This window comes from Streptomyces sp. NBC_00287, from assembly GCF_036173105.1.
Taxonomy (GTDB): Bacteria; Actinomycetota; Actinomycetes; order Streptomycetales; family Streptomycetaceae; genus Streptomyces.
In genome coordinates this window covers 6,144,957-6,163,709 of record NZ_CP108053.1, presented here as the reverse complement: position 1 = coordinate 6,163,709, position 18,753 = coordinate 6,144,957, and the positions used below count along the sequence as shown (strand labels likewise).

Sequence of the window (18,753 nt, the reverse complement as noted above, 5' to 3'; positions counted from 1 at the left end):
CTCGGCGGCGCGCACCACCATACTGGCCACTTCTGGCCCGTATCCCACGACCGCCAGGGAAACCCACACGGGACTCGCACGTGCGCGGCGTGGAGAAGTAGTACGTCACTTGCCAAGTCGGACGCCGTCGCCGTCCGGTTGCCGCGTCGGTGCGAGGGTGGCGCACATCACAGCCGTGGCCATCCCGCCGAGCAGGAAGACATACGAGCCGCCGTCCGCGGAGAAGACGAAGTCGCCCTCCGGGCGGCTGGCGGTGAGCAGGATGACGGCGAGCATCCAGCCGGCGGCCGGCGCGACGGCCCCGCCCCGGCCGCGGGCGATCAGCGCGCCGCCGAGACAGAGCCCGATCTCACCGGCGAGCGCGAGCAGCAGCCCGCCCGGGAACCAGGCGCCCTGGATCAGCGCACCGGCGGCCGCGACGACCGCGCCGAGCACGAAGAGCCCGAGCAGGAGGACGAACCGGGCGAAGGAGGGCAGCCCCAGGGGCTGGGCGAGCATGGAGGTCCGGTCGTTCTTCATCGCACACCCTCGAATCGCACACCCTCGAACAGCTCGGTCTCCGGCGCCCCGGACGCCTCGCCGCGCACCAACTCGTAGTACTCCGTCGTGAAGACGGGCTGGGCGAGCTCGTTGGAGAGGACGAAGTACTCGCCGGACACCTCGATCTGGGTGGCGTGCGCGGCCATCGCGGCGGTCTTGGCGGCCGTGTGCGCGGTGCCGTCGATCACGGTGGTGATCCGCTCGTCGCCGACCACTCCGGGGACGTCGTCGAGGGTGGCCGTCTTGGTGAACGGCAGCTCCGGCAGGGCGTCCAGGAGGCGGGCAAAGGCCTGCTCGCCGACGGTGCGCGGGACCCGGTTCCAGTAGACCTTGGCGATCGGGCAGCCCGCGTCGGCCGCGAGCTCGGCGGCGCGCATGGCGACGCGGTGGGCCTGGATGTGGTCGGGGTGGCCGTAGCCGCCGTTGTCGTCGTAGGTGATCAGGACCTGGGGGCGGACCTCGCGGATCACCTCGAGAAGATGTCCTGCGGCCTCGTCGACGTCGGCCTGCCAGAAGCAGTCGGGGTCGTCGTTGTCGGGCAGGCCCATCATCCCGGAGTCGCGGTAGCGGCCGGGGCCGCCGAGCAGACGGAAGTCGTCGATGCCGAGCTCGCGCATGGCGGCGGTGAGCTCGCCGAGGCGGTACTCGCCGAGGGCGGGGCCGGACAGCTGGGCGAGCTCGGGCGGGATGACCTCGCCCCGTTCGCCGAGCGTGCAGGTGACCAGCGTCACGTGGGCACCCTCGGCGGCATACGCGGCCATCGTCGCGCCGTTGTTGATCGACTCGTCGTCCGGGTGCGCATGGACCAGCAGCAGGCGCCGGGCGGGCAGTTCCGTCATGGGGACCACCCTAAACGCGAGCTCAGAACTTGATGCTGCCGATCATGCTGGCCACGCTCGTGGTCAGATCGCTGATCGTGGGCGCCATGGTCGAGGAGGCGAGATAGAAGCCGAGCAGGATGCAGACGACGGCATGCCCGCCCTTCAGTCCCGACTTCTTGATCAGCAAGAAGACGATGATCGCCAGCAGCACCACCGCCGAAATCGAGAGTGCCACGGCGGCTCACCTCCAAAGATCCCAAGAGCGCGGGGGTCGGACTTAGGGGGCAGATAAATCCATAAGGCAGCCAGCGGGTTCATACCCACTATGCGCTATTGATCATAACTATCCGTACGTGCGCATCGGATGGCGCACGGCCGCACAAGGGGGCGCATGGCCAATATGGTCGGTCCATGACGACGAGGTCTGATTCCTTCCCCCGACGGCACGCGCGTACCCAGCGGTTCACGCTCGGCGCGCCGCGCGCGTTCACCGTGGCACCCGACGGTTCGCGGGTCGCGTTCCTGCGCTCCTCCTCCGGTACGGACCGGGCGAACGCGCTGTGGGTGCTCGATCCCGGGGACGGCCGGGAGCGCGTGGCGGCGGACCCGCGCGCCCTCCTCGACGGCAGGGCGGAACACCTCTCCCCGCAGGAGCGCGCCCGGCGCGAGCGCAGCCGCGAGGGCGGCGCCGGCATCGTCGGCTACGCCACCGACGAGGCCCTGGAGTTGGCGTCTTTCGCCTTGTCAGGCCGCCTTTTCGTGGCGGAGCTACGGGCCGGGACGGCACGCGAACTCCCCGTCCGGGGACCGGTGATCGACCCGCGCCCCTCCCCCGACGGACGCCAGGTCGCCTACGTCGCCCAGGGCGCCCTGCATGTCGTGGGCGCCGAGGGCGAGGGCGAACGGACCCTCGCCGAAGGGGAGTCGGAACAGGTCTCCTACGGTCTGGCGGAGTTCATCGCGGCCGAGGAGATGGGGCGTTCGCGGGGCTTTTGGTGGGGTCCGGAGTCGGATCGGCTGCTGGTGGCGCGGGTGGACGACACACCGGTCAGCCGGTGGTGGATCTCCGATCCGGCCCATCCGGAACGTGAGCCGCAGCGGGTGGCGTATCCGGCGGCCGGGACCGCCAACGCGGAGGTACGGCTGTTCGTGATCGGGCTCGACGGGGGGCGCACGGAGGTGCTGTGGGACCGGGCCCGCTATCCGTATCTGGCGCATGTGCACTGGTCAGCGGCGGGTGCGCCGCTGCTGCTCGTCCAGGCGCGCGACCAGCGCAGCCAGCTCTTCCTGGCCGTGGACCCGGAGTCCGGGACGACCCGGATGGTGCACGCGGACGAAGATCCAATTTGGCTGGAACTTTTCCCTGGGGTGCCGTGCTGGAGCCCCTCCGGGCAACTGGTGCGGATCGCCGACGAGGGCGGCGCGCGGGTGCTCGCGGTGGGTGAACGCCCGCTGACGGGAGCGCAGTTGCACGTCCGTGCAGTGCTCGATGTCTCGGACGACGACGTGCTGGTCTCGGCGTCCGCCGGGGAGAGCACGGCGGAGCCGGAGATCGGCGAGGTGCATGTGTACCGGGTCAACGAGCTCGGGGTGGAGCGCGTCTCGCAGGAGCCCGGCGTGCACTCGGCGGTGCGCGCCGGGGGCGTGACCGTATTGGTGTCCGCGTCGCTGGACCGGCCGGGGGCGCGAGTGCGGGTGTTCCGGGACGGGAAGCAGACGGCGACCATCCCCTCGTACGCCGAAGATCCCGGTCTGTCCCCGCGCGTGACGCTCACCCAGGGGGGCGCACGCAGTGTCCCGTGCGCCGTGCTTATGCCAACGGACTACCGCGGTGACACCTCCCTGCCGGTGCTGCTGGACCCCTACGGCGGTCCGCACGGGCCGCGGGTGGTCGCCGCGCACAACGCGCTGCTGACCTCGCAGTGGTTCGCCGACCAGGGGTTCGCGGTGGTCGTGGCGGACGGCCGGGGTACGCCGGGACGCTCGCCCGCGTGGGAGAAGGAGATCCACCACGACCTGACCGTCGCGCTGGACGACCAGATCGACGCCCTCCAGGACCTCGCGAAGACCCACCCGCTCGACCTGAACCGGGTCGCGATCCGCGGCTGGTCCTTCGGCGGCTGGCTGGCGGGACTCGCGGTACTGCGCCGCCCGGACGTCTTCCACGCCGGCATCGCGGGCGCGCCGGTCACCGACTGGCGGCTGTACGACACCCACTACACGGAGCGGTACCTGGGCGACCCGGCCGCGCAGCCGGAGTCGTACGCGCTGAGCTCCCTGGTGACGGACGAGGGTCTGTCGTCCCCCGCCGACCCCCACCGCCCGCTGATGATCGTCCACGGCACGGCTGACGACAACGTGGTGTTCGCGCACGCCCTCCGCCTGTCCTCGGCACTCCTGTCGGCGGGCCGCCCGCACGAGGTCCTGCCGCTGTCGGGGGTGACGCACATGACGCCTCAGGAACAGGTCGCCGAGAATCTGCTGCTGCTCCAGGTGGACTTCCTGAAGCGGTCCCTGGGTCTGTAGGTACGGCAACGGGCCGGGGCGACATGGCGCGCCCCGGCCCGTTTACGGCACCCGCACGGCCGTACGTTGTTCAGACTGACGCGTCCGTATATCGGAATCGGGTCAGGGGAGTTGCCTCCTTGTTACTCCGGCTCCTCCGGCGGCACCACCTGCTTCTCCTCCGCGAAGTGGCACGCCGAGTCGTGCGCCGCGGGTCCCTCCAGCAGACGCAGGTGGGGTGGGACCGCGAGAAGGGGGACCTCCACGGCACAGCGCTCCTGGGCCTTCCAGCAGCGGGTGCGGAAGCGGCAGCCGGAGGGGATGTTCGTCGGGGACGGGACGTCGCCCGCGAGGATGATGCGCTCGCGGTGCTCCCGGGCCTCCGGGTCGGGGACCGGGACCGCGGACAGGAGCGCCTGGGTGTAGGGGTGCGTCGGATGGTCGTAGATCTCGGCGTCCTTGCCGATCTCGACGATGCGGCCCAGATACATCACGCCGACCCGGTCGGAGATGTGCCGGACGATCGACAGGTCGTGGGCGATGAAGATGTAGGAGAGGTCGAAGTCGTTCTGGAGGCGGTCCATCAGATTGATGACCTGGGCCTGGACCGAGACGTCCAGGGCCGAGACCGGTTCGTCGGCGACGATGACCTCGGGGCGCAGCGCCAACCCCCGTGCGATGCCGATGCGTTGGCGCTGGCCGCCGGAGAACTGGTGCGGATAGCGGTTGATGTACTCGGGGTTGAGGCCGACGACGTCCAGCAGATCCTGGACCTTGCGGCGCCGGTCGCCCTTCGGGGCCACCTCGGGGTGGATGTCGTAGGGCTCCCCGATGATGTCGCCGACCGTCATCCGGGGGTTGAGCGAGGTGTAGGGGTCCTGGAAGACCATCTGGATGTTGCGGCGGACCGATTTCAGCGCCCGGCCGGAGAGTTGGGTGATGTCCTCGCCCTTGTACGTGATCGAACCGGCCGTCGGCCGTTCCAGGTTGACCAGCATCTTGGCGACCGTCGACTTGCCGCACCCGGACTCCCCGACGATGCCGAGGGTCTCGCCCTGGTCCAGGTGGAAGTCCACGCCGTCGACGGCCTTGACCGCGCCGACCTGCTTCTTGAAGAGGATGCCCGTGGTCAGCGGGTAGTGCTTGAACAGCCCGGTCACCTCGAGGATCGGCTCAGCCATGGAGGCACTCCCTCCAGAAGTGGCAGGCGCTGCCCCGGTCTTCGGAGACCTCGTACAGCGGGGGCTCGTCCGTGCGGCAGACGTCCTGGGCCATGGGGCAGCGGGGGTGGAAGGCGCAGCCGGGCGGGATGTGCATCAGGTTCGGCGGCAGGCCCTTGATGGCGTAGAGCTCCTGGCCCTTCTGGTCCAGACGCGGGATGGAGTCGAGCAGGCCCCGGGTGTAGGGGTGGGCCGGCGCCTTGTAGATGTCGTGCACGGGGGCCGACTCCACGATCCGGCCCGCGTACATCACGGCGATCCGGTCGGCGACGTCCGCGACCACGCCGAGGTCGTGGGTGATGAGGATCAGGCCCATGTTGTACTCGCGCTGCAGCTCCGCGAGCAGATCCATGACCTGGGCCTGGACCGTGACGTCCAGGGCGGTGGTCGGCTCGTCGGCGATGATCAGGGCGGGCTCCAGGGCCAGCGCCATCGCGATCATGATGCGCTGGCGCATACCGCCGGAGAACTGGTGCGGGTACTGCTTGACCCGCTCCTTGGCGCCGGGGATGCGGACCCGTTCCATCAGCTCCACGGCCTTGGCGCGCGCGTCCTTCCTGGACATCCCCCGGTGCACGGTGAACATCTCGCCGAGCTGGTCGCCGACGCTCAGCACGGGGTTCAGCGAGGACAGCGCGTCCTGGAAGATCATCGCCATCTCGGCGCCGCGGATCTTCCGGCGCTCCTCCTCCTTCAGCTTCAGCAGGTCCTTGCCCTGGAAGAGGATCTCGCCCGCGGTGATCCGCCCCGGCGGCACGTCGAGGATGCCCATGACGGTCTGCGCGGTGACCGACTTGCCGGAGCCGGACTCGCCGAGCACGGCGAGGGTCTCGACCGCGTCGACCCCGTAGGTGACGCCGTTGACCGCCTTGGCGATGCCGTCCCTGGTCCGGAACTCCACGTGCAGATCACGCACTTCGAGGAGCACGACTCACCTCAGCTTCGGGTCGAGGGCGGGGCCGCGACGAGCCGAGGCCGGCCGCCGTGCGGGTCACGAGCCCGCCACGCACTTTTCGGGGCATGACACCCTCACCTCAGCTTCGGGTCGAGGGCGTCGCGGACCGCGTCGCCGAGCATGATGAAGGCCAGGACGGTGATCGCCAGGGCGCCCGAGGGCCAGAGCAGGGCGTGCGGGGCGTTGCGGATGTAGGGGGAGGCGGCCGAGATGTCGATGCCCCAGGAGACGCTCGGCGGCTTCAGTCCGACGCCGAGGTAGGACAGGGTCGCCTCCAGCGCGATGTAGGTGCCGAGCGCGATGGTCGCCACGACGATCACCGGGGCGACCGCGTTGGGCAGGATGTGCCTCAGCAGCATGCGGGAGTTGGAGGCGCCGAGCGCGCGGGCCGCGTGGACGTAGTCGTTCTGCTTGATGGTGATGACCGAGCCTCTGGCGATCCGGGAGATCTGCGGCCAGCCCAGCAGCACCATGAACCCGATGACCGGCCAGATGTTGTTGTTGGTGACCACCGACAGCAGGACGAGCCCGCCGAGGACGACGGGGATGGCGAAGAAGATGTCGGTGATCCGGGACAGCACCGAGTCCCACGCCCCGCCGAAGAAGCCGGCGAGCCCGCCGAGGACGCTGCCGAGGAGGGCGACGCCGAGCGTGGCGCAGACGCCGACGGCGACGGACGTACGGGCGCCGTAGACCGTACGGGTGTAGACGTCGCAGCCCTGGCCGTTGAAGCCGAAGGGGTGTCCCGGCTGGGAGCCCTGCTGCGCCTTGGCTAGGTCGCACTTGAGGGGGCTCATCCAGGTGATGGCGCCCGGCCACAGGGAGATGAAGACCAGGAAGAGAATGACCAGGCCGGCGATGATGAAGACGGGGTTGCGGCGCAGATCCCGCCAGGCGTCGGACCACAGCGAGCGGGGCTTCTCCTGAGGGCCGGTCCCCTCGGGCCCGCCCGGGGTCTTCTCCAAGGTCGTCCCCTCGGCCGTCGCGAGATCCATCGCGCCGCCCATGCCGGTCGGGGCGATCGCTCCGTCGTCGTGGGGCTGCTCAGGCATAGCGGATCCTCGGATCGAGTACGGCGTAGAGAAGGTCGACGAGCAGATTGGCGACCAGGAAGACCAGGACGAGGACGGTCACGAAGCCGACGACGGTCTGGGTGTTCTGCCGCAGGATGCCCTGGTAGAGCTGGTAGCCGACGCCGTGGATGTTGAAGATCCGCTCGGTGACGATCGCGCCGCCCATGAGCGCCCCGATGTCGGTGCCGATGAAGGTGACGACGGGGATCAGCGAGTTGCGCAGCAGATGCCTGGTGATCACCCGGTGCTGGGGCAGGCCCTTGGCGACGGCCGTACGGACGTAGTCGGACCGCTTGTTCTCCGCGATGGAGGTCCGGGTCAGCCGGGTGACGTAGGCGAGGGAGACCGAGGCGAGGACCAGGCCCGGCACGATCAGCTCGCCGAAGGTGGCGTCGGCGGAGACAGAGGGGTCGATCCAGTCCCACTCCACGCCGAGCAGCAGTTGGAGCAGCAGACCGGTGACGAAGGTCGGCACGGAGATCACCACGAGGGTGACCAGCAGGACGGCGGTGTCGACGGGCCGGCCCCGGCGCAGGCCCGTGATGACGCCCAGGGTGATGCCGATGACGATCTCGAAGAGGATCGCGACGATCGTCAGCCGGATGGTCACCGGGAACGCCGACGCCATCAGCTCGGTGACCTCCTGCCCGTTGAACGCGGTGCCGAAGTCGCCGGTGAAGACGTTCCCCATGTACGTCAGGTATTGCTGCCACACCGGCTTGTCGAGGCCGAACTCCTTCTCCAGCTGGGCGGCCGTCGCCGGGTCGCACTGCCGGTCTCCGCACAGCCCGGCGATGGGGTCGCCCATCACGTTCACCATGAGGAAGATCAGCAGGGTCGCCCCGATGAAGACCGGGATCATCTGGAGCAGACGCCGGACGACGTACCGTCCCATGGGCGCTCAGCCGACCTTGATCTCGTTGTAGACGGGGACGCTGAAGGGGTTGAGCTTCACGTCGGACAGCCGCTCCGAGTAGCCGGCGCTGCCGTTCTGGTACCAGAGCGGGATGGCGGCCATGTTGTCCCGTACGACCTCCTCGGCCTGCTGGAAGGTCGCGACGGCCTTGGCGGTGTCGGTCTCGGCGTTGGCCTGGTCGACGAGGTCGTCGAACTCCTTGTTGGACCACTTGCCGTCGTTGGAGGAGGCGTTGGTGTAGTAGAGCGGCTGGAGGAAGTTCTGGATGAGCGGGTAGTCCATTTGCCAGCCCGCACGGAACGGGCCGCTCATCTTCAGGTCGGTGATCTGGCTGCGGAAGTCGGCGAAGGTGCCGACCGGGTTGGCGACGCAGGCGCGCTCGTTGTCGAGCGCGTTGTTGATGGAGTTGCAGACGGCGTCCACCCACTCCTTGTGCGAGCCGGTGTCCGTGTTGGTCGTGATCTTGACCTGGCCGCCGGGGAGCCCGCCGCCCTCCTCGATGAGCCGCCTGGCCTCCTCGGCGTCGTACTCGCAGGCGTCGCCGCACAGCCCTTCCTTGAAGCCGCCTTCCTCGCCGAGCACCGGGGAGGTCCAGTCGGTGGCCGGGGTGCGGGTCTTCTGGAAGATGGTCTCGGTGATCTGCTCCCGGTTGATGGCCCGGGACAGGCCCGTGCGGACCTTCTCCATCCCGGGCTTGTTCCAGTTGTCGTCGTAGAAGGGGAAGGCGATCGTCTGGATGATGCCGGCGGGGGTGTTGAGGTAGCGGTCGCCGAGGTCGGCCTGGACGTTCTGGAGCTGGGCGGCCGGGACGTCGTCGACCAGGTCTAGGTTGCCTGCCAGCAGGTCGGTGTAGGCGGTGTTGTTGTCGGTGTAGACCTTGAGGTCGACGCCGCCGTTCTGCGCCTTGTCCTCGCCGGGGTAGCCGTCCCAGGCGCGCAGGGACATCTGCGAGCCCTTGGCGTAGGAGTCGATGGTGTACGGGCCGTTGCCGACGGGCTTGCTCAGCCAGGCGTCGTGGTCGTCGAAGAACGACTGCGGGAGCGGGGCGAAGGCGGCGTAGCCCAGGGTCTCGGGGAAGGACGAGAACTTCTGGTTGAGCTTGACGGTGAAGGTCCTGTCGTCGACGACCTTCAGTCCGGAGAGGGTGTCGGCGGTCTGCTTGCCTTCCGCCGGGTGGGTCTTGTCGTAGCCCTCGATGTAGCCGAAGAAGTACGCGTTCTTCTGGTTGTTCTTCAGGCTGGCACCGTAGTTCCAGGCGTCCACGAAGGACTTGGCGGTGACCTTCTCACCGTTGCTGAAGGTCCAGCCGTCCTTGATGGTGATGGTGAAGTTCTGCGAGTCGGTGGTGTCGATCTTCTCGGCGAGCATGTCGTTGGCCTCGCCGGTCTCCGGGTCGTACCGCTTGAGCCCGCGGAAGATCATGTCGAGGACCTTGCCGCCCTGCACCTCATTGGTGTTGGCGGGCTCCAGCGGGTTCTGCGGGTCACCCCAGGAGGAACTCAGCACCGCGCCGCTGTCGCCACCGGTGCCGCCGCCGTCGTCATCGCCTCCGCAGGCCGTCGCCGCGAGCGCTACCGCCGCCGCGCAAGCGGCCCATTTGGCGTGCGTGGCTCCACGCATGGAGTGCCTCCTCATGACTGCGCTGTGCCTCCAGCGCCGGGGCGCTGTTCCGTTACCGGCAAATATCAAGGCAAAAACGGCAATCCGCACACGCACCCCACCTTTTGGGGGGCCACTCAGACCCATTCGGGCTCGCATGAATGGATCTTCGATGCACGATGCAATGGATCTTCGGCATCCGATGCCGAACCGTTGGATTTGAACGCCCCGATGTACGCATTTCGGCACTGGGGAGTCCGCATAACGAACTCCTTGCCCGAATAGTCCAGTTGGTCCGAGTCAAGGCACAACTCGATCACATTGCGCTACCCGCGTAGCTACGGATCAGTCAAGAGGGAGCAAAGAAAGTAAAGAGAAAACCAAGCCGACCGAGAATTTATTGACCTTGAATGAATTGCGTTGAAAAAGTCCGGCGTAGCCCGTAGGGGAGTGCCCTGCGGAGTCATCAGACCCTCCCTGGGCCAGGAGCACCATGACCCCCCCAACTCCATCAGCGGCTGCCCCGCTTGAGGCGACCGACGAGAGCGTCGAGAAGTCGATCACTTCTCCCGCACCGGCGGCCAACGAGAGCAGGTCCCCGGGACAGCTCGCCTGGCGTCGCTTCAAGCGGGACCGCACGGGCGTCATATCCGCCTATATCGTGATCTTCTTCTTCCTGGTCGCGATATGCGCTCCGCTCATCTCGATGCTCTACGGCAAGGACCCGTACACCCTGTACGGACAGGAGCAGGCAGGCCTGCTCAACGAGGCGGGCTTCCCGGTCAAGGCGAACGGCGGTATCGACGGCGACTTCTGGTTCGGCGTCGAACCGCAGCTGGGCCGCGACGTCTTCACGTTCCTGGTCTACGGCATCCGCACCTCGCTGCTGATCGCGACGGCCACCACGATCCTGGTCACCCTCATCGGCGTGACCGTCGGCATCACCGCCGGGTACCTCGGCGGCAAGACCGACTACCTCATCGGCCGGGTCATCGACATCCTGCTGTCGTTCCCGTCGACGCTGTTCTTCATCGCCTTCATGCCGGTCGTCTACGGCGTCTTCGTCGCCCCCGACGAGGAGATCCCGACCTGGCTGCGGGCCACCTGCCTGATCCTCGTGCTGACCGCCTTCGGCTGGGCGTCCATCGCCCGTCTGCTGCGCGGCCAGGTACTGGCCCTGCGTGAGCGGGAGTTCGTCGAGGCGGCCAAGGTGACCGGGGCTTCGCCTGCCCGCGTCATCTTCAAGGAACTGCTGCCCAACCTGTGGACTCCGATCCTGATCCAGTCCACGCTCGCTCTCCCGGCGTTCGTGACCGCGGAGGCGGGCCTCGCCTTCCTCGGCGTCGGCATCATCGACCCGACCCCGGACTGGGGCGTCATGATCCAGCGCGGTGCGCAGTTCTACACGGAAGACATCACCTTCATGATCTTCCCGGGCGTATCGATGATCATCTTCGTCCTCGCCTTCAATCTGCTCGGCGACTCGGTACGCGACGCACTCGACCCGAAGTCCAAGCGCTGATCCACCCCAGGCCCGGTCGCCGTCGTCCGGAAGCTGGTTGCCCTTCCCTCTCATCCATCACGTCTAGGCAGGTAAACCATGTCCTTTTCCCGTAGAAACTTCCTGATCGCCACCGGTGTGGCGGCGGGAGCCACCACCGTCCTGAGCGCGTGCAGCAGCGGCAACGCCGGTGGTACGGGCGGCAGCTCGACGAAGGCCCCCGAGGGCAAGGCTGCCGAGATCGCGGTCGGCACCAAGGCGGACTCCGCGGGCCCGGCCCCGGAGATGCCCGGCGCGGTCAAGGGCGGCACGATCTACACGCTGGACCAGATCGACTTCGACCACCTGGACCCGGCGCAGATCTACTCGTCGTACACCGGCGCCGGTGCGGTGCTGTTCCTGCGTGGTCTGACGGGCTACCGGGTCGACTCCAAGGGCAACACGACCCTGGTCGGCGACCTCGCCACGGACGCGGGCACGATGAAGGACGGCGGCAAGACCTGGTCCTTCACGCTCAAGGACGGCATCAAGTGGGAGGACGGCGAGGTCGTCACCATCGAGGACGTCCGCCACACCTTCGAGCGCCTCTTCGCCGACTTCGTCACCGAGGGTCCCCGCTACCCGCAGAACTGGCTCGAGGGCGGCGACAAGTACAAGGGCCCGTACGACGGCAAGCACCTCTCCTCGATCGAGATCGACGGCAACACGGTGACCTTCCGTCTGACGGAGGGCCACAGCGACTTCAACTTCATGCTGGCCATGCGCGGCTTCGCGATCGTGCCCAAGAAGCACGACACGCAGAAGAAGTACGACAAGCGCCCGTACTCCTGCGGCCCGTACAAGATCGAGAGCCGTAGCATCGACAAGTCGCTGACCCTGGTGCGCAACGAGCACTGGGAGGCCGACCAGGACCCGTGCCGCAACGGCTACCCGGACAAGGTCGTCATGCAGTTCGGCTTCCAGTCGCTGGCCTCCACCGACCGGTACATCGCGGACTCCGGCAACGACCAGTACTCGCTCTCCCTGCTGAACGAGGTCGCCTCCGAGCGCATCTCGAAGGTGCTCGGCGACGCCAAGATGAAGGCGCGTGTGCTGACCCAGGTCGACACGACCTGCTACTACTTCCCGATCAACATGACGCGGATCAAGGACGCCAAGGTCCGCCAGGCGCTCAACTGGGCGTGGCCGGCGCAGCAGCTCAAGCAGCAGCGCGGTGGCGCGGCGGTCACCTCCACCGCCACCACGATCATCTCCCCGCTCACCCCGGGCCACTCGGACTTCGACCTGTACGGCAAGAAGACCAAGCCGATGGGCGACCCGGAGAAGGCCAAGGCGCTGCTGAAGGAGGCCGGTGCGGAGGGCCAGAAGATCGTCATCGCCTTCCAGCAGTCCGACAAGGCCGTCAAGGAAGCCGTCACCATCAAGACCGCGCTCACCAAGGCCGGCTTCGACGTGGTGACCCAGCAGGTCGACAAGACGACCTTCTACAGCGAGATCAGCCAGCTGGACAACAAGTTCGACATGTTCGCCGCCGGCTGGGGCCCGGACTGGCCGGCCGGTTACGCGGTCATCCAGCCCTGCTGGGACGGCAGCCAGATCGCCGACGGCGGTGTCAACTGGTCGCAGCTGGACAACACCGGTGTGAACAAGGCCATCGCCGCGGCCACCGTCATCACCGACCCGGAGAAGGCCAACGCGGCCTGGGGCGCGATCGACAAGCAGATCATGGAGCTCGCGGCCTGCGTGCCCGACTACAACCCGATCCGGAACTACTTCTACGGTTCCAAGGTCGGCGGCGTCATCTACAACGCCGGTGACACCTGCGTCGCCATCGGCAAGGTCTACGCCAAGGCCTGACGTTTCCTCGGGGCGGCGGTCCGCAGCGACCGCCGCCCCGTCCCCCTCCACGCACCCCACTCCCCGGCGACGGCGCCCCGTCCGGAAAGTCTCACCCCATGTTCCGTTTCCTGGTCCGCCGAGTGCTCGGCGCGCTCGTCATTCTGCTGGTCATCAGCGCCGTCACCTTCTTCCTCTTCTACGCCATCCCGCGTGACCCGGCGCGGATGGCCTGCGGCAAGGTCTGCGACGACCAACTGCTCGCGCAGGTACGGCAGAACCTCGGGATCGCCGACCCGATGCCGGTCCAGTACTGGCACTGGCTGCAGGGCATCTTCATGGGGCGCGACTACGCCGGCGTCGGGCACTGCGACGCGCCGTGCCTCGGCTACTCGTTCACCAACAGCGAGCCGGTCTTCGACACGATCATGGACCGCTTCCCGACCACGCTGTCCCTCGCCTTCGGCGCGGCCTTCTTCTTCCTGATCATCGGCGTCGGTACGGGCATGATCGCGGCGGTGAAGCAGGGCAAGCCGCTGGACAAGATCGCCAGCTCGTTCTCGCTGCTCGGCTCGTCGATGCAGATCTACTTCGTCGGCTACATCGCGATGTTCTTCCTGGTGCAGCAGCTCGGTCTGCTGAGCCAGCCGTCGTACACACCGATCACCGAGAACCCCGGCGCCTGGGTCTCGGGCCTGCTGCTGCCGTGGATCGTGCTCTCCATCATCTTCACGGCCAACTACACCCGTATGACGCGCTCGCAGCTCGTGGAGCAGCTGAGCGAGGACTATGTGCGCACGGCCCGCGCCAAGGGCCTGTCCCAGCGCAATGTCTTCTTCCGCTTCGCCTGGCGCGGCGCCATGGGCCCGATCGTGACGATCTTCGGCATCGACATGGGCACGCTGATCGGCGGCGCGATCATCACCGAGTCGACGTTCAGCCTTCAGGGCATCGGCACGCTGGCCGTCCGTGCGGTGACCGACAGCGACCTGCCCATGCTGCTCGGCGTCACCGTGGTCGCGGCGGCCGGCATCGTCTTCGCCAACATCATCGTGGACGCCGTCTACGCCCTTATCGACCCGCGCATCCGGCTCGCCTGACCCGGGCCCCCACCAGCTTCCCCCCGGCATCACCCCTCAGGAGCGTCCCCGTGACGAGCACCGATCAGCAGCCCTTCCTGTCCGTCAGGGATCTGAAGGTCCATTTCTCCACCGAGGACGGCATCGTCAAGGCCGTCGACGGGCTCACCTTCGATCTCGCCAAGGGCAAGACGCTCGGCATCGTGGGTGAATCAGGTTCCGGCAAGTCCGTCACCAACCTGACGATCCTGGGTCTGCACGACCGCCACCGCACCGCGATCGACGGGGAGATCCTGCTCGACGGCAAGGAGCTGATCACCGCCTCCGAGCGGGAGCTGGAGCGGCTGCGCGGCAACAAGATGGCCATGATCTTCCAGGACGCGCTGGCCTCGCTGTCGCCGTACCACACCATCGGCACGCAGATCGGCGAGACGTACCGCAAGCACACCGGTGCCTCCAAGAAGGAGGCCCGGGCGCGGGCGATCGAGATGCTGAAGCGGGTGGGCATCCCGCAGCCGGACATCCGGGTGGACGACTACCCGCACCAGTTCTCCGGCGGTATGCGCCAGCGCGCGATGATCGCGATGGCGCTGGTCTGCGACCCCGAGCTGCTGATCGCCGACGAGCCGACCACGGCGCTGGACGTCACCGTGCAGGCCCAGATCATGGACCTGCTCAAGGACCTCCAGAAGGAGTTCGGCACCGCGATCATCTTCATCACGCACGACCTCGGCGTCATCGCCGATATCGCGGACGATGTGCTGGTGATGTACGGCGGCCGGTGTGTGGAGCGGGGCACGAAGGAGGAGGTGCTGCGCACGCCGCAGCACCCCTACACCCTGGGCCTGTTGAGCTCCATGCCGAGCCTCGACGGCCCGGTCGACGTCCCGCTGTCGCCGATCCCGGGCTCGCCGCCCTCGCTCCTCAACCCGCCGTCCGGCTGCCGCTTCCACCCGCGCTGCAACTTCGCCGAGAAGGTCGCGGGCGGGCTGTGCTCCACCGAGCGTCCGCAGCTGGAGGTCGAGGACGGCCGGGGGTCCGCCTGCCACCTCACGCTCGACCAGCGCCAGGAATTCTTCGCCGACCTCGCCGGATCCCGGCACTGACGTAACTGAGACGGGACTTCACGATCATGAGCAACACCAACCCCCTCCTGGACGTCACCGGTCTGACCAAGCACTTCCCGGTCAAGGGCGGCTTCCCGATCCGGCGCACGATCGGCGCGGTGCAGGCCGTCGACGGCCTGGACTTCCAGGTGCACGAGGGCGAGAGCCTCGGTCTGGTGGGAGAGTCCGGCTGCGGCAAGTCCACCACCGGCCGCCTGATCACCCGGCTCCTCGAGCCCACGGGCGGCAAGATCTCCTACCGCGGCGAGGACATCACCCACGCGGGTCGCAAACAGCTCGCCCCGATCAGGTCCGAGATCCAGATGATCTTCCAGGACCCCTACGCCTCCCTCAACCCCCGGCAGACGGTCGGCAAGATCATCTCCGGCCCGATGGAGATCAACGACATCCACCCGGAGGGCGGCCGCGAGAAGCGGGTCCGCGAGCTCCTGGAGATCGTCGGCCTCAACCCCGAGCACTACAACCGCTTCCCGCACGAGTTCTCCGGCGGCCAGCGCCAGCGCATCGGGGTCGCCCGTGCGCTCGCCCTGGAGCCGAAGCTGATCGTCGCGGACGAGCCGGTGTCGGCCCTGGACGTCTCGATCCAGGCCCAGGTCGTGAACCTGCTCCAGAAGGTGCAGCGGGAGCTGGGCATCGCGTTCGTCTTCATCGCCCACGACCTGGCTGTCGTACGGCACTTCTCGCAGCGCGTCGCGGTCATGTACCTGGGTAAGATCGTCGAGATCGCCGACCGCGACGACCTGTACGGCAACCCGCGCCACCCCTACACGCGGGCCCTGCTGTCCGCCGTACCCGAGGCCACGGCGGACGACCAGCCCGCCCGCGAGCGCATCCGCCTCCAGGGCGACGTGCCCTCCCCGATCAACCCGCCCTCCGGCTGCCGCTTCCGCACCCGCTGCTGGAAGGCGACGGACAAGTGCGCCTCCGAGGCGCCGCCGCTGGTCCAGGTCGAGGGCAACAAGCCGGGCCATCTGACCGCCTGCCACTACCCGGAGACGGAGGCCACCGTGCCCGCGCCCCGTCTCTCCAAGGACCCCGAGGCCGCGGTCTGACACACCCCTTTTCGTCAGCCGCCGTCACCGGAACGGACTTTCACCGGCCCATTGACCCGAGCCCATGAACGTCCGCTTCCAAGGGGAGCGAGGGCCCGTGCCTCCCCGGCACGGGCCCTGTTCCATTTCCGTTGACGTGACAGGCCGCTACGGGCGTCCGGGCTCGCGGTGGCCGAGCGGTACGGGGACTGGGGACGGTCCCCCTGACCGCCACGAGCCCGGAGATCATCACGGTCGCAGGGCGCGGCTACGCCCCTTCAGGGGCGCGGGGAACTGCGCGACAGCCCCCACCGGCCCGCGGTGTCGTCACTCGTCGTCACGCACCCCTTCCAGCGACTCCTCCAAGGCCGCCAACGCCGGGTCCAGCACGATGTCCTCCGCCCGGGCCTCGATCGTCGGGTCCTCCGGGAAGTGGCAGGCCGTCAAGTGGCCCTCGTGGTTGCCGGAGATACGGATCAGTGGGGGTTCCTCCGCCGCGCACTTGTCCTGCGCCTTCCAGCAGCGGGTGCGGAAGCGGCAGCCGGAGGGCGGGGAGATCGGGGAGGGGACGTCGCCGGCGAGGCGGATGCGCTCGCGCGGGGCCGCGTCCTCGTCCGCCAGGTTCACCTCGGGCACCGCGGACAGCAGGGCGTGGGTGTAGGGGTGGCGAGGGCGGGTGTAGATGGACTCACGGTCGCCGACCTCGATCACCTTGCCGAGGTACATGACCGCGACGCGCTGCGAGAAGTGCCGTACGACAGCGAGGTCGTGGGCGATGAACAGGAACGCGATGCCGAGTTCGTCCTGCACCTTCTGGAGCAGGTTGACCACCTGGGCCTGGATCGAGACGTCCAGGGCCGACACCGGCTCGTCCGCCACGATCAGCTTCGGTTCAAGGGCCAACGCCCTTGCCACACCGATCCGTTGGCGCTGACCGCCGGAGAACTCGTGCGGGAAGCGGTTGTAGTGCTCGGGGTTGAGGCCGACGATCTCCAGCAGCTCGCGTACCCGCTTCTCGCGGCCGCCCTCCGGGTCGATGCCGTTGATCTCCATCGGACCCGAGATGATCTTGCCGACCGTCTGGCGGGGGTTGAGGGAGGAGTACGGGTCCTGGAAGATCATCTGGATCTCGGACCTGATCGGGGCGAGCTGCTTGCGGTTGGCGTGGGTGATGTCCTGGCCGCGGTACGAGATCGAGCCGGCAGTCGGCTCCAGCAGCCGGGTGATCAGGCGGCCGGTCGTCGACTTGCCGCAGCCGGACTCCCCCACCAGGCCGAAGCTCTCGCCGACGTGCACGGTCAGGTCGATGCCGTCGACGGCCTGGACATGGCCGACGGTCCGGCGGATCGGGAAACCGCCCTTCACCGGGAAGTGCTTGGTCAGCCCCTCCACCTTCAGCAGCGGCTCCCCGGCCGTCGCGGCCTGCCGGGGTGCGGGGAGGACGAGGTCCTCTGTCATGACGTGTCCTCCTGTGGCCCTAGCCCAGCCGGGGCTTGATCTCTTCGATGAAGATGGTCCGCTTCTGTTCCGCCGTCAGATGACAGGCGGAGGCCCGGTCGGGGCCCAGCAGCGGGCGTTCGGTGACGCAGCGGCTGCCGCCCACCCGGTCCTGGAAGGTGCAGCGCGGATGGAACCGGCAGCCCGGGGGCGGCTTGAGCAGCGACGGCGGGGAGCCCGGGATGGGCGCGAGGGGCGCGCCGACGTCCGAGTTGATCCGTGGCATGGAGTTCAACAGGCCCCAGGTGTACGGATGTTGCGGCGCCCTGAGCACCTCGCGCGCCGAGCCCCGCTCGATCGCGCCACCCGCGTACATCACCATGATGTCGTCGGCCATGTCGGCGATGACCCCGAGGTCGTGCGTGATGAAGATGATCGCCGAGCCGAACTCCTGCTGGAGGTCCTTCAGCAGATCCAGGATCTGCGCCTGGACCGTCACGTCCAGCGCGGTCGTCGGCTCGTCGGCGATCAAGAGGTCCGGGTCGCAGACCAGCGCCATCGCGATCATCGCGCGCTGACGCATACCGCCGGAGAACTGGTGCGGGTAATCCTTCGCCCGCTCCTTGGGGTTGGGGATGCCGACCTTGCCGAGCATCTCCACGGTCCGCGCCCAGGCCTCCTTCTTGGAGGCGCCCCGGTGCTTCATGTACGGCTCGGCGATCTGGCGGCCCACCGAGTAGTACGGGGAGAGCGCGGTCAGTGGGTCCTGGAAGATCATCGCGACCTTGTTGCCGCGCAGCTTCTCCAGCTCCGACTCCCGGGCGGTCGTCAGCTCCTGACCCTCGAGCAGGATCTCGCCCTCGACGGTAGTGAACATCGGGTTGTGCAGGCCGAGGACGGTCAGGTTGGTGACGGACTTCCCGGAGCCCGACTCCCCGACGATGCCGAGCGTGCGGCCCCGTTCGAGGTCGAAGGAGAGCCCGTCGACGGCCCGGACGATGCCGTCCTCGGTCCGGAAGCTGACATGCAGGTCCCGCACCGAGAGAAACGCGCCCGCGCCGGCCGGAACGGGGGCCCCGGCCTCCTTGGTCAAAGTGGTCACGAAAGTGCTCC

General features: G+C 68.1%; 16 protein-coding genes. 6 read left to right on the top strand and 10 right to left on the bottom strand.

All coding sequences use genetic code 11. The features are described 5' to 3' along the window. Window positions 1–105 precede the first annotated feature (105 nt). The 3 genes from OHT76_RS28220 to OHT76_RS28210 are packed head-to-tail and all read right to left on the bottom strand — an operon-like array spanning window position 106 to window position 1,596. Window positions 106–519 (bottom strand): DUF6113 family protein, encoded by a 414-nt coding sequence (locus OHT76_RS28220; protein WP_328873669.1) that lies wholly within the window; start codon window positions 517–519, stop codon window positions 106–108. Then, window positions 516–1,379, bottom strand: coding sequence for an N-acetyl-1-D-myo-inositol-2-amino-2-deoxy-alpha-D-glucopyranoside deacetylase (gene mshB, locus OHT76_RS28215; protein WP_328873668.1), 864 nt, complete (start codon window positions 1,377–1,379; stop codon window positions 516–518). The genes OHT76_RS28220 and mshB overlap by 4 nt, the downstream gene beginning before the upstream one ends. 22 nt (window positions 1,380–1,401) lie before the next feature. Continuing rightward, a complete protein-coding gene (locus OHT76_RS28210; RefSeq protein ID WP_186280602.1) occupies window positions 1,402–1,596 on the bottom strand; it encodes a hypothetical protein in 195 nt (64 codons plus the stop codon). A gap of 176 nt (window positions 1,597–1,772) precedes the next feature. Here OHT76_RS28210 and OHT76_RS28205 point away from each other — a divergent pair, with 176 nt between their 5' ends. Beyond that, window positions 1,773–3,887 (top strand): S9 family peptidase, encoded by a 2,115-nt coding sequence (locus tag OHT76_RS28205; RefSeq protein WP_328873667.1) that lies wholly within the window; start codon window positions 1,773–1,775, stop codon window positions 3,885–3,887. 122 nt (window positions 3,888–4,009) lie between these two features. Here OHT76_RS28205 and OHT76_RS28200 read toward each other — a convergent pair whose 3' ends face one another. The 5 genes from OHT76_RS28200 to OHT76_RS28180 form a co-directional block, all read right to left on the bottom strand. Continuing rightward, window positions 4,010–5,047, bottom strand: coding sequence for an ABC transporter ATP-binding protein (locus OHT76_RS28200; RefSeq protein WP_328873666.1), 1,038 nt, complete (start codon window positions 5,045–5,047; stop codon window positions 4,010–4,012). After that, window positions 5,040–6,014, bottom strand: a complete 975-nt coding sequence (locus OHT76_RS28195; protein ID WP_328873665.1) for an ABC transporter ATP-binding protein — start codon at window positions 6,012–6,014, stop codon at window positions 5,040–5,042. The genes OHT76_RS28200 and OHT76_RS28195 overlap by 8 nt, the downstream gene beginning before the upstream one ends. Window positions 6,015–6,115: 101 nt before the next feature. Beyond that, window positions 6,116–7,093 carry an ABC transporter permease gene (locus tag OHT76_RS28190; RefSeq protein ID WP_328873664.1) on the bottom strand — a complete coding sequence of 326 codons (978 nt, stop codon included), beginning with the start codon at window positions 7,091–7,093 and terminating at the stop codon, window positions 6,116–6,118. After that, window positions 7,086–8,009 (bottom strand): ABC transporter permease, encoded by a 924-nt coding sequence (locus OHT76_RS28185; RefSeq protein ID WP_328873663.1) that lies wholly within the window; start codon window positions 8,007–8,009, stop codon window positions 7,086–7,088. The genes OHT76_RS28190 and OHT76_RS28185 overlap by 8 nt, the downstream gene beginning before the upstream one ends. A 6-nt stretch (window positions 8,010–8,015) precedes the next feature. Then, window positions 8,016–9,650 carry a peptide ABC transporter substrate-binding protein gene (locus OHT76_RS28180; protein WP_328873662.1) on the bottom strand — a complete coding sequence of 545 codons (1,635 nt, stop codon included), beginning with the start codon at window positions 9,648–9,650 and terminating at the stop codon, window positions 8,016–8,018. 472 nt (window positions 9,651–10,122) lie between these two features. On the opposite strand from OHT76_RS28180, the gene OHT76_RS28175 reads away from it, so the two are divergent. The 5 genes from OHT76_RS28175 to OHT76_RS28155 all read left to right on the top strand — a co-directional run bounded on the left by OHT76_RS28175 (window position 10,123) and on the right by OHT76_RS28155 (window position 16,224). Then, on the top strand, window positions 10,123–11,151 hold the full coding sequence (locus OHT76_RS28175) for an ABC transporter permease (RefSeq protein ID WP_328873661.1): 1,029 nt from the start codon (window positions 10,123–10,125) through the stop codon (window positions 11,149–11,151). Window positions 11,152–11,229: 78 nt separating this feature from the next. Further along, window positions 11,230–12,987, top strand: a complete 1,758-nt coding sequence (locus tag OHT76_RS28170) for an ABC transporter substrate-binding protein (RefSeq protein ID WP_328873660.1) — start codon at window positions 11,230–11,232, stop codon at window positions 12,985–12,987. Window positions 12,988–13,085: 98 nt separating this feature from the next. Continuing rightward, on the top strand, window positions 13,086–14,066 hold the full coding sequence (locus OHT76_RS28165) for an ABC transporter permease (protein ID WP_328873659.1): 981 nt from the start codon (window positions 13,086–13,088) through the stop codon (window positions 14,064–14,066). A 50-nt stretch (window positions 14,067–14,116) separates the two neighbouring features. Beyond that, window positions 14,117–15,151, top strand: coding sequence for an ABC transporter ATP-binding protein (locus OHT76_RS28160; RefSeq protein ID WP_328873658.1), 1,035 nt, complete (start codon window positions 14,117–14,119; stop codon window positions 15,149–15,151). 26 nt (window positions 15,152–15,177) lie between these two features. Next, window positions 15,178–16,224: an ABC transporter ATP-binding protein gene (locus OHT76_RS28155; RefSeq protein WP_328873657.1), complete on the top strand. Its 1,047-nt coding sequence runs from the start codon at window positions 15,178–15,180 to the stop codon at window positions 16,222–16,224. A gap of 306 nt (window positions 16,225–16,530) precedes the next feature. On the opposite strand, the gene OHT76_RS28150 is transcribed toward OHT76_RS28155, so the two are convergent. Further along, window positions 16,531–17,661, bottom strand: coding sequence for an ABC transporter ATP-binding protein (locus OHT76_RS28150; RefSeq protein WP_328873656.1), 1,131 nt, complete (start codon window positions 17,659–17,661; stop codon window positions 16,531–16,533). A 19-nt stretch (window positions 17,662–17,680) separates the two neighbouring features. Further along, window positions 17,681–18,742: an ABC transporter ATP-binding protein gene (locus OHT76_RS28145; protein ID WP_328873655.1), complete on the bottom strand. Its 1,062-nt coding sequence runs from the start codon at window positions 18,740–18,742 to the stop codon at window positions 17,681–17,683. Between the last annotated feature and the right edge of the window lie 11 nt (window positions 18,743–18,753).

Bases quoted from the DNA above. Each gene is read 5' to 3' on its own strand.
- OHT76_RS28220 (WP_328873669.1), bottom strand. From the start codon at position 519: ATGAAGAACGACCGGACCTCCATGCTCGCCCAGCCCCTGGGGCTGCCC.
- mshB (WP_328873668.1), bottom strand. From the start codon at position 1,379: ATGACGGAACTGCCCGCCCGGCGCCTGCTGCTGGTCCATGCGCACCCG.
- OHT76_RS28205 (WP_328873667.1), top strand. From the start codon at position 1,773: ATGACGACGAGGTCTGATTCCTTCCCCCGACGGCACGCGCGTACCCAG.
- OHT76_RS28200 (WP_328873666.1), bottom strand. From the start codon at position 5,047: ATGGCTGAGCCGATCCTCGAGGTGACCGGGCTGTTCAAGCACTACCCG.
- OHT76_RS28190 (WP_328873664.1), bottom strand. From the start codon at position 7,093: ATGCCTGAGCAGCCCCACGACGACGGAGCGATCGCCCCGACCGGCATG.
- OHT76_RS28185 (WP_328873663.1), bottom strand. From the start codon at position 8,009: ATGGGACGGTACGTCGTCCGGCGTCTGCTCCAGATGATCCCGGTCTTC.
- OHT76_RS28180 (WP_328873662.1), bottom strand. From the start codon at position 9,650: ATGCGTGGAGCCACGCACGCCAAATGGGCCGCTTGCGCGGCGGCGGTA.
- OHT76_RS28175 (WP_328873661.1), top strand. From the start codon at position 10,123: ATGACCCCCCCAACTCCATCAGCGGCTGCCCCGCTTGAGGCGACCGAC.
- OHT76_RS28170 (WP_328873660.1), top strand. From the start codon at position 11,230: ATGTCCTTTTCCCGTAGAAACTTCCTGATCGCCACCGGTGTGGCGGCG.
- OHT76_RS28165 (WP_328873659.1), top strand. From the start codon at position 13,086: ATGTTCCGTTTCCTGGTCCGCCGAGTGCTCGGCGCGCTCGTCATTCTG.
- OHT76_RS28155 (WP_328873657.1), top strand. From the start codon at position 15,178: ATGAGCAACACCAACCCCCTCCTGGACGTCACCGGTCTGACCAAGCAC.
- OHT76_RS28150 (WP_328873656.1), bottom strand. From the start codon at position 17,661: ATGACAGAGGACCTCGTCCTCCCCGCACCCCGGCAGGCCGCGACGGCC.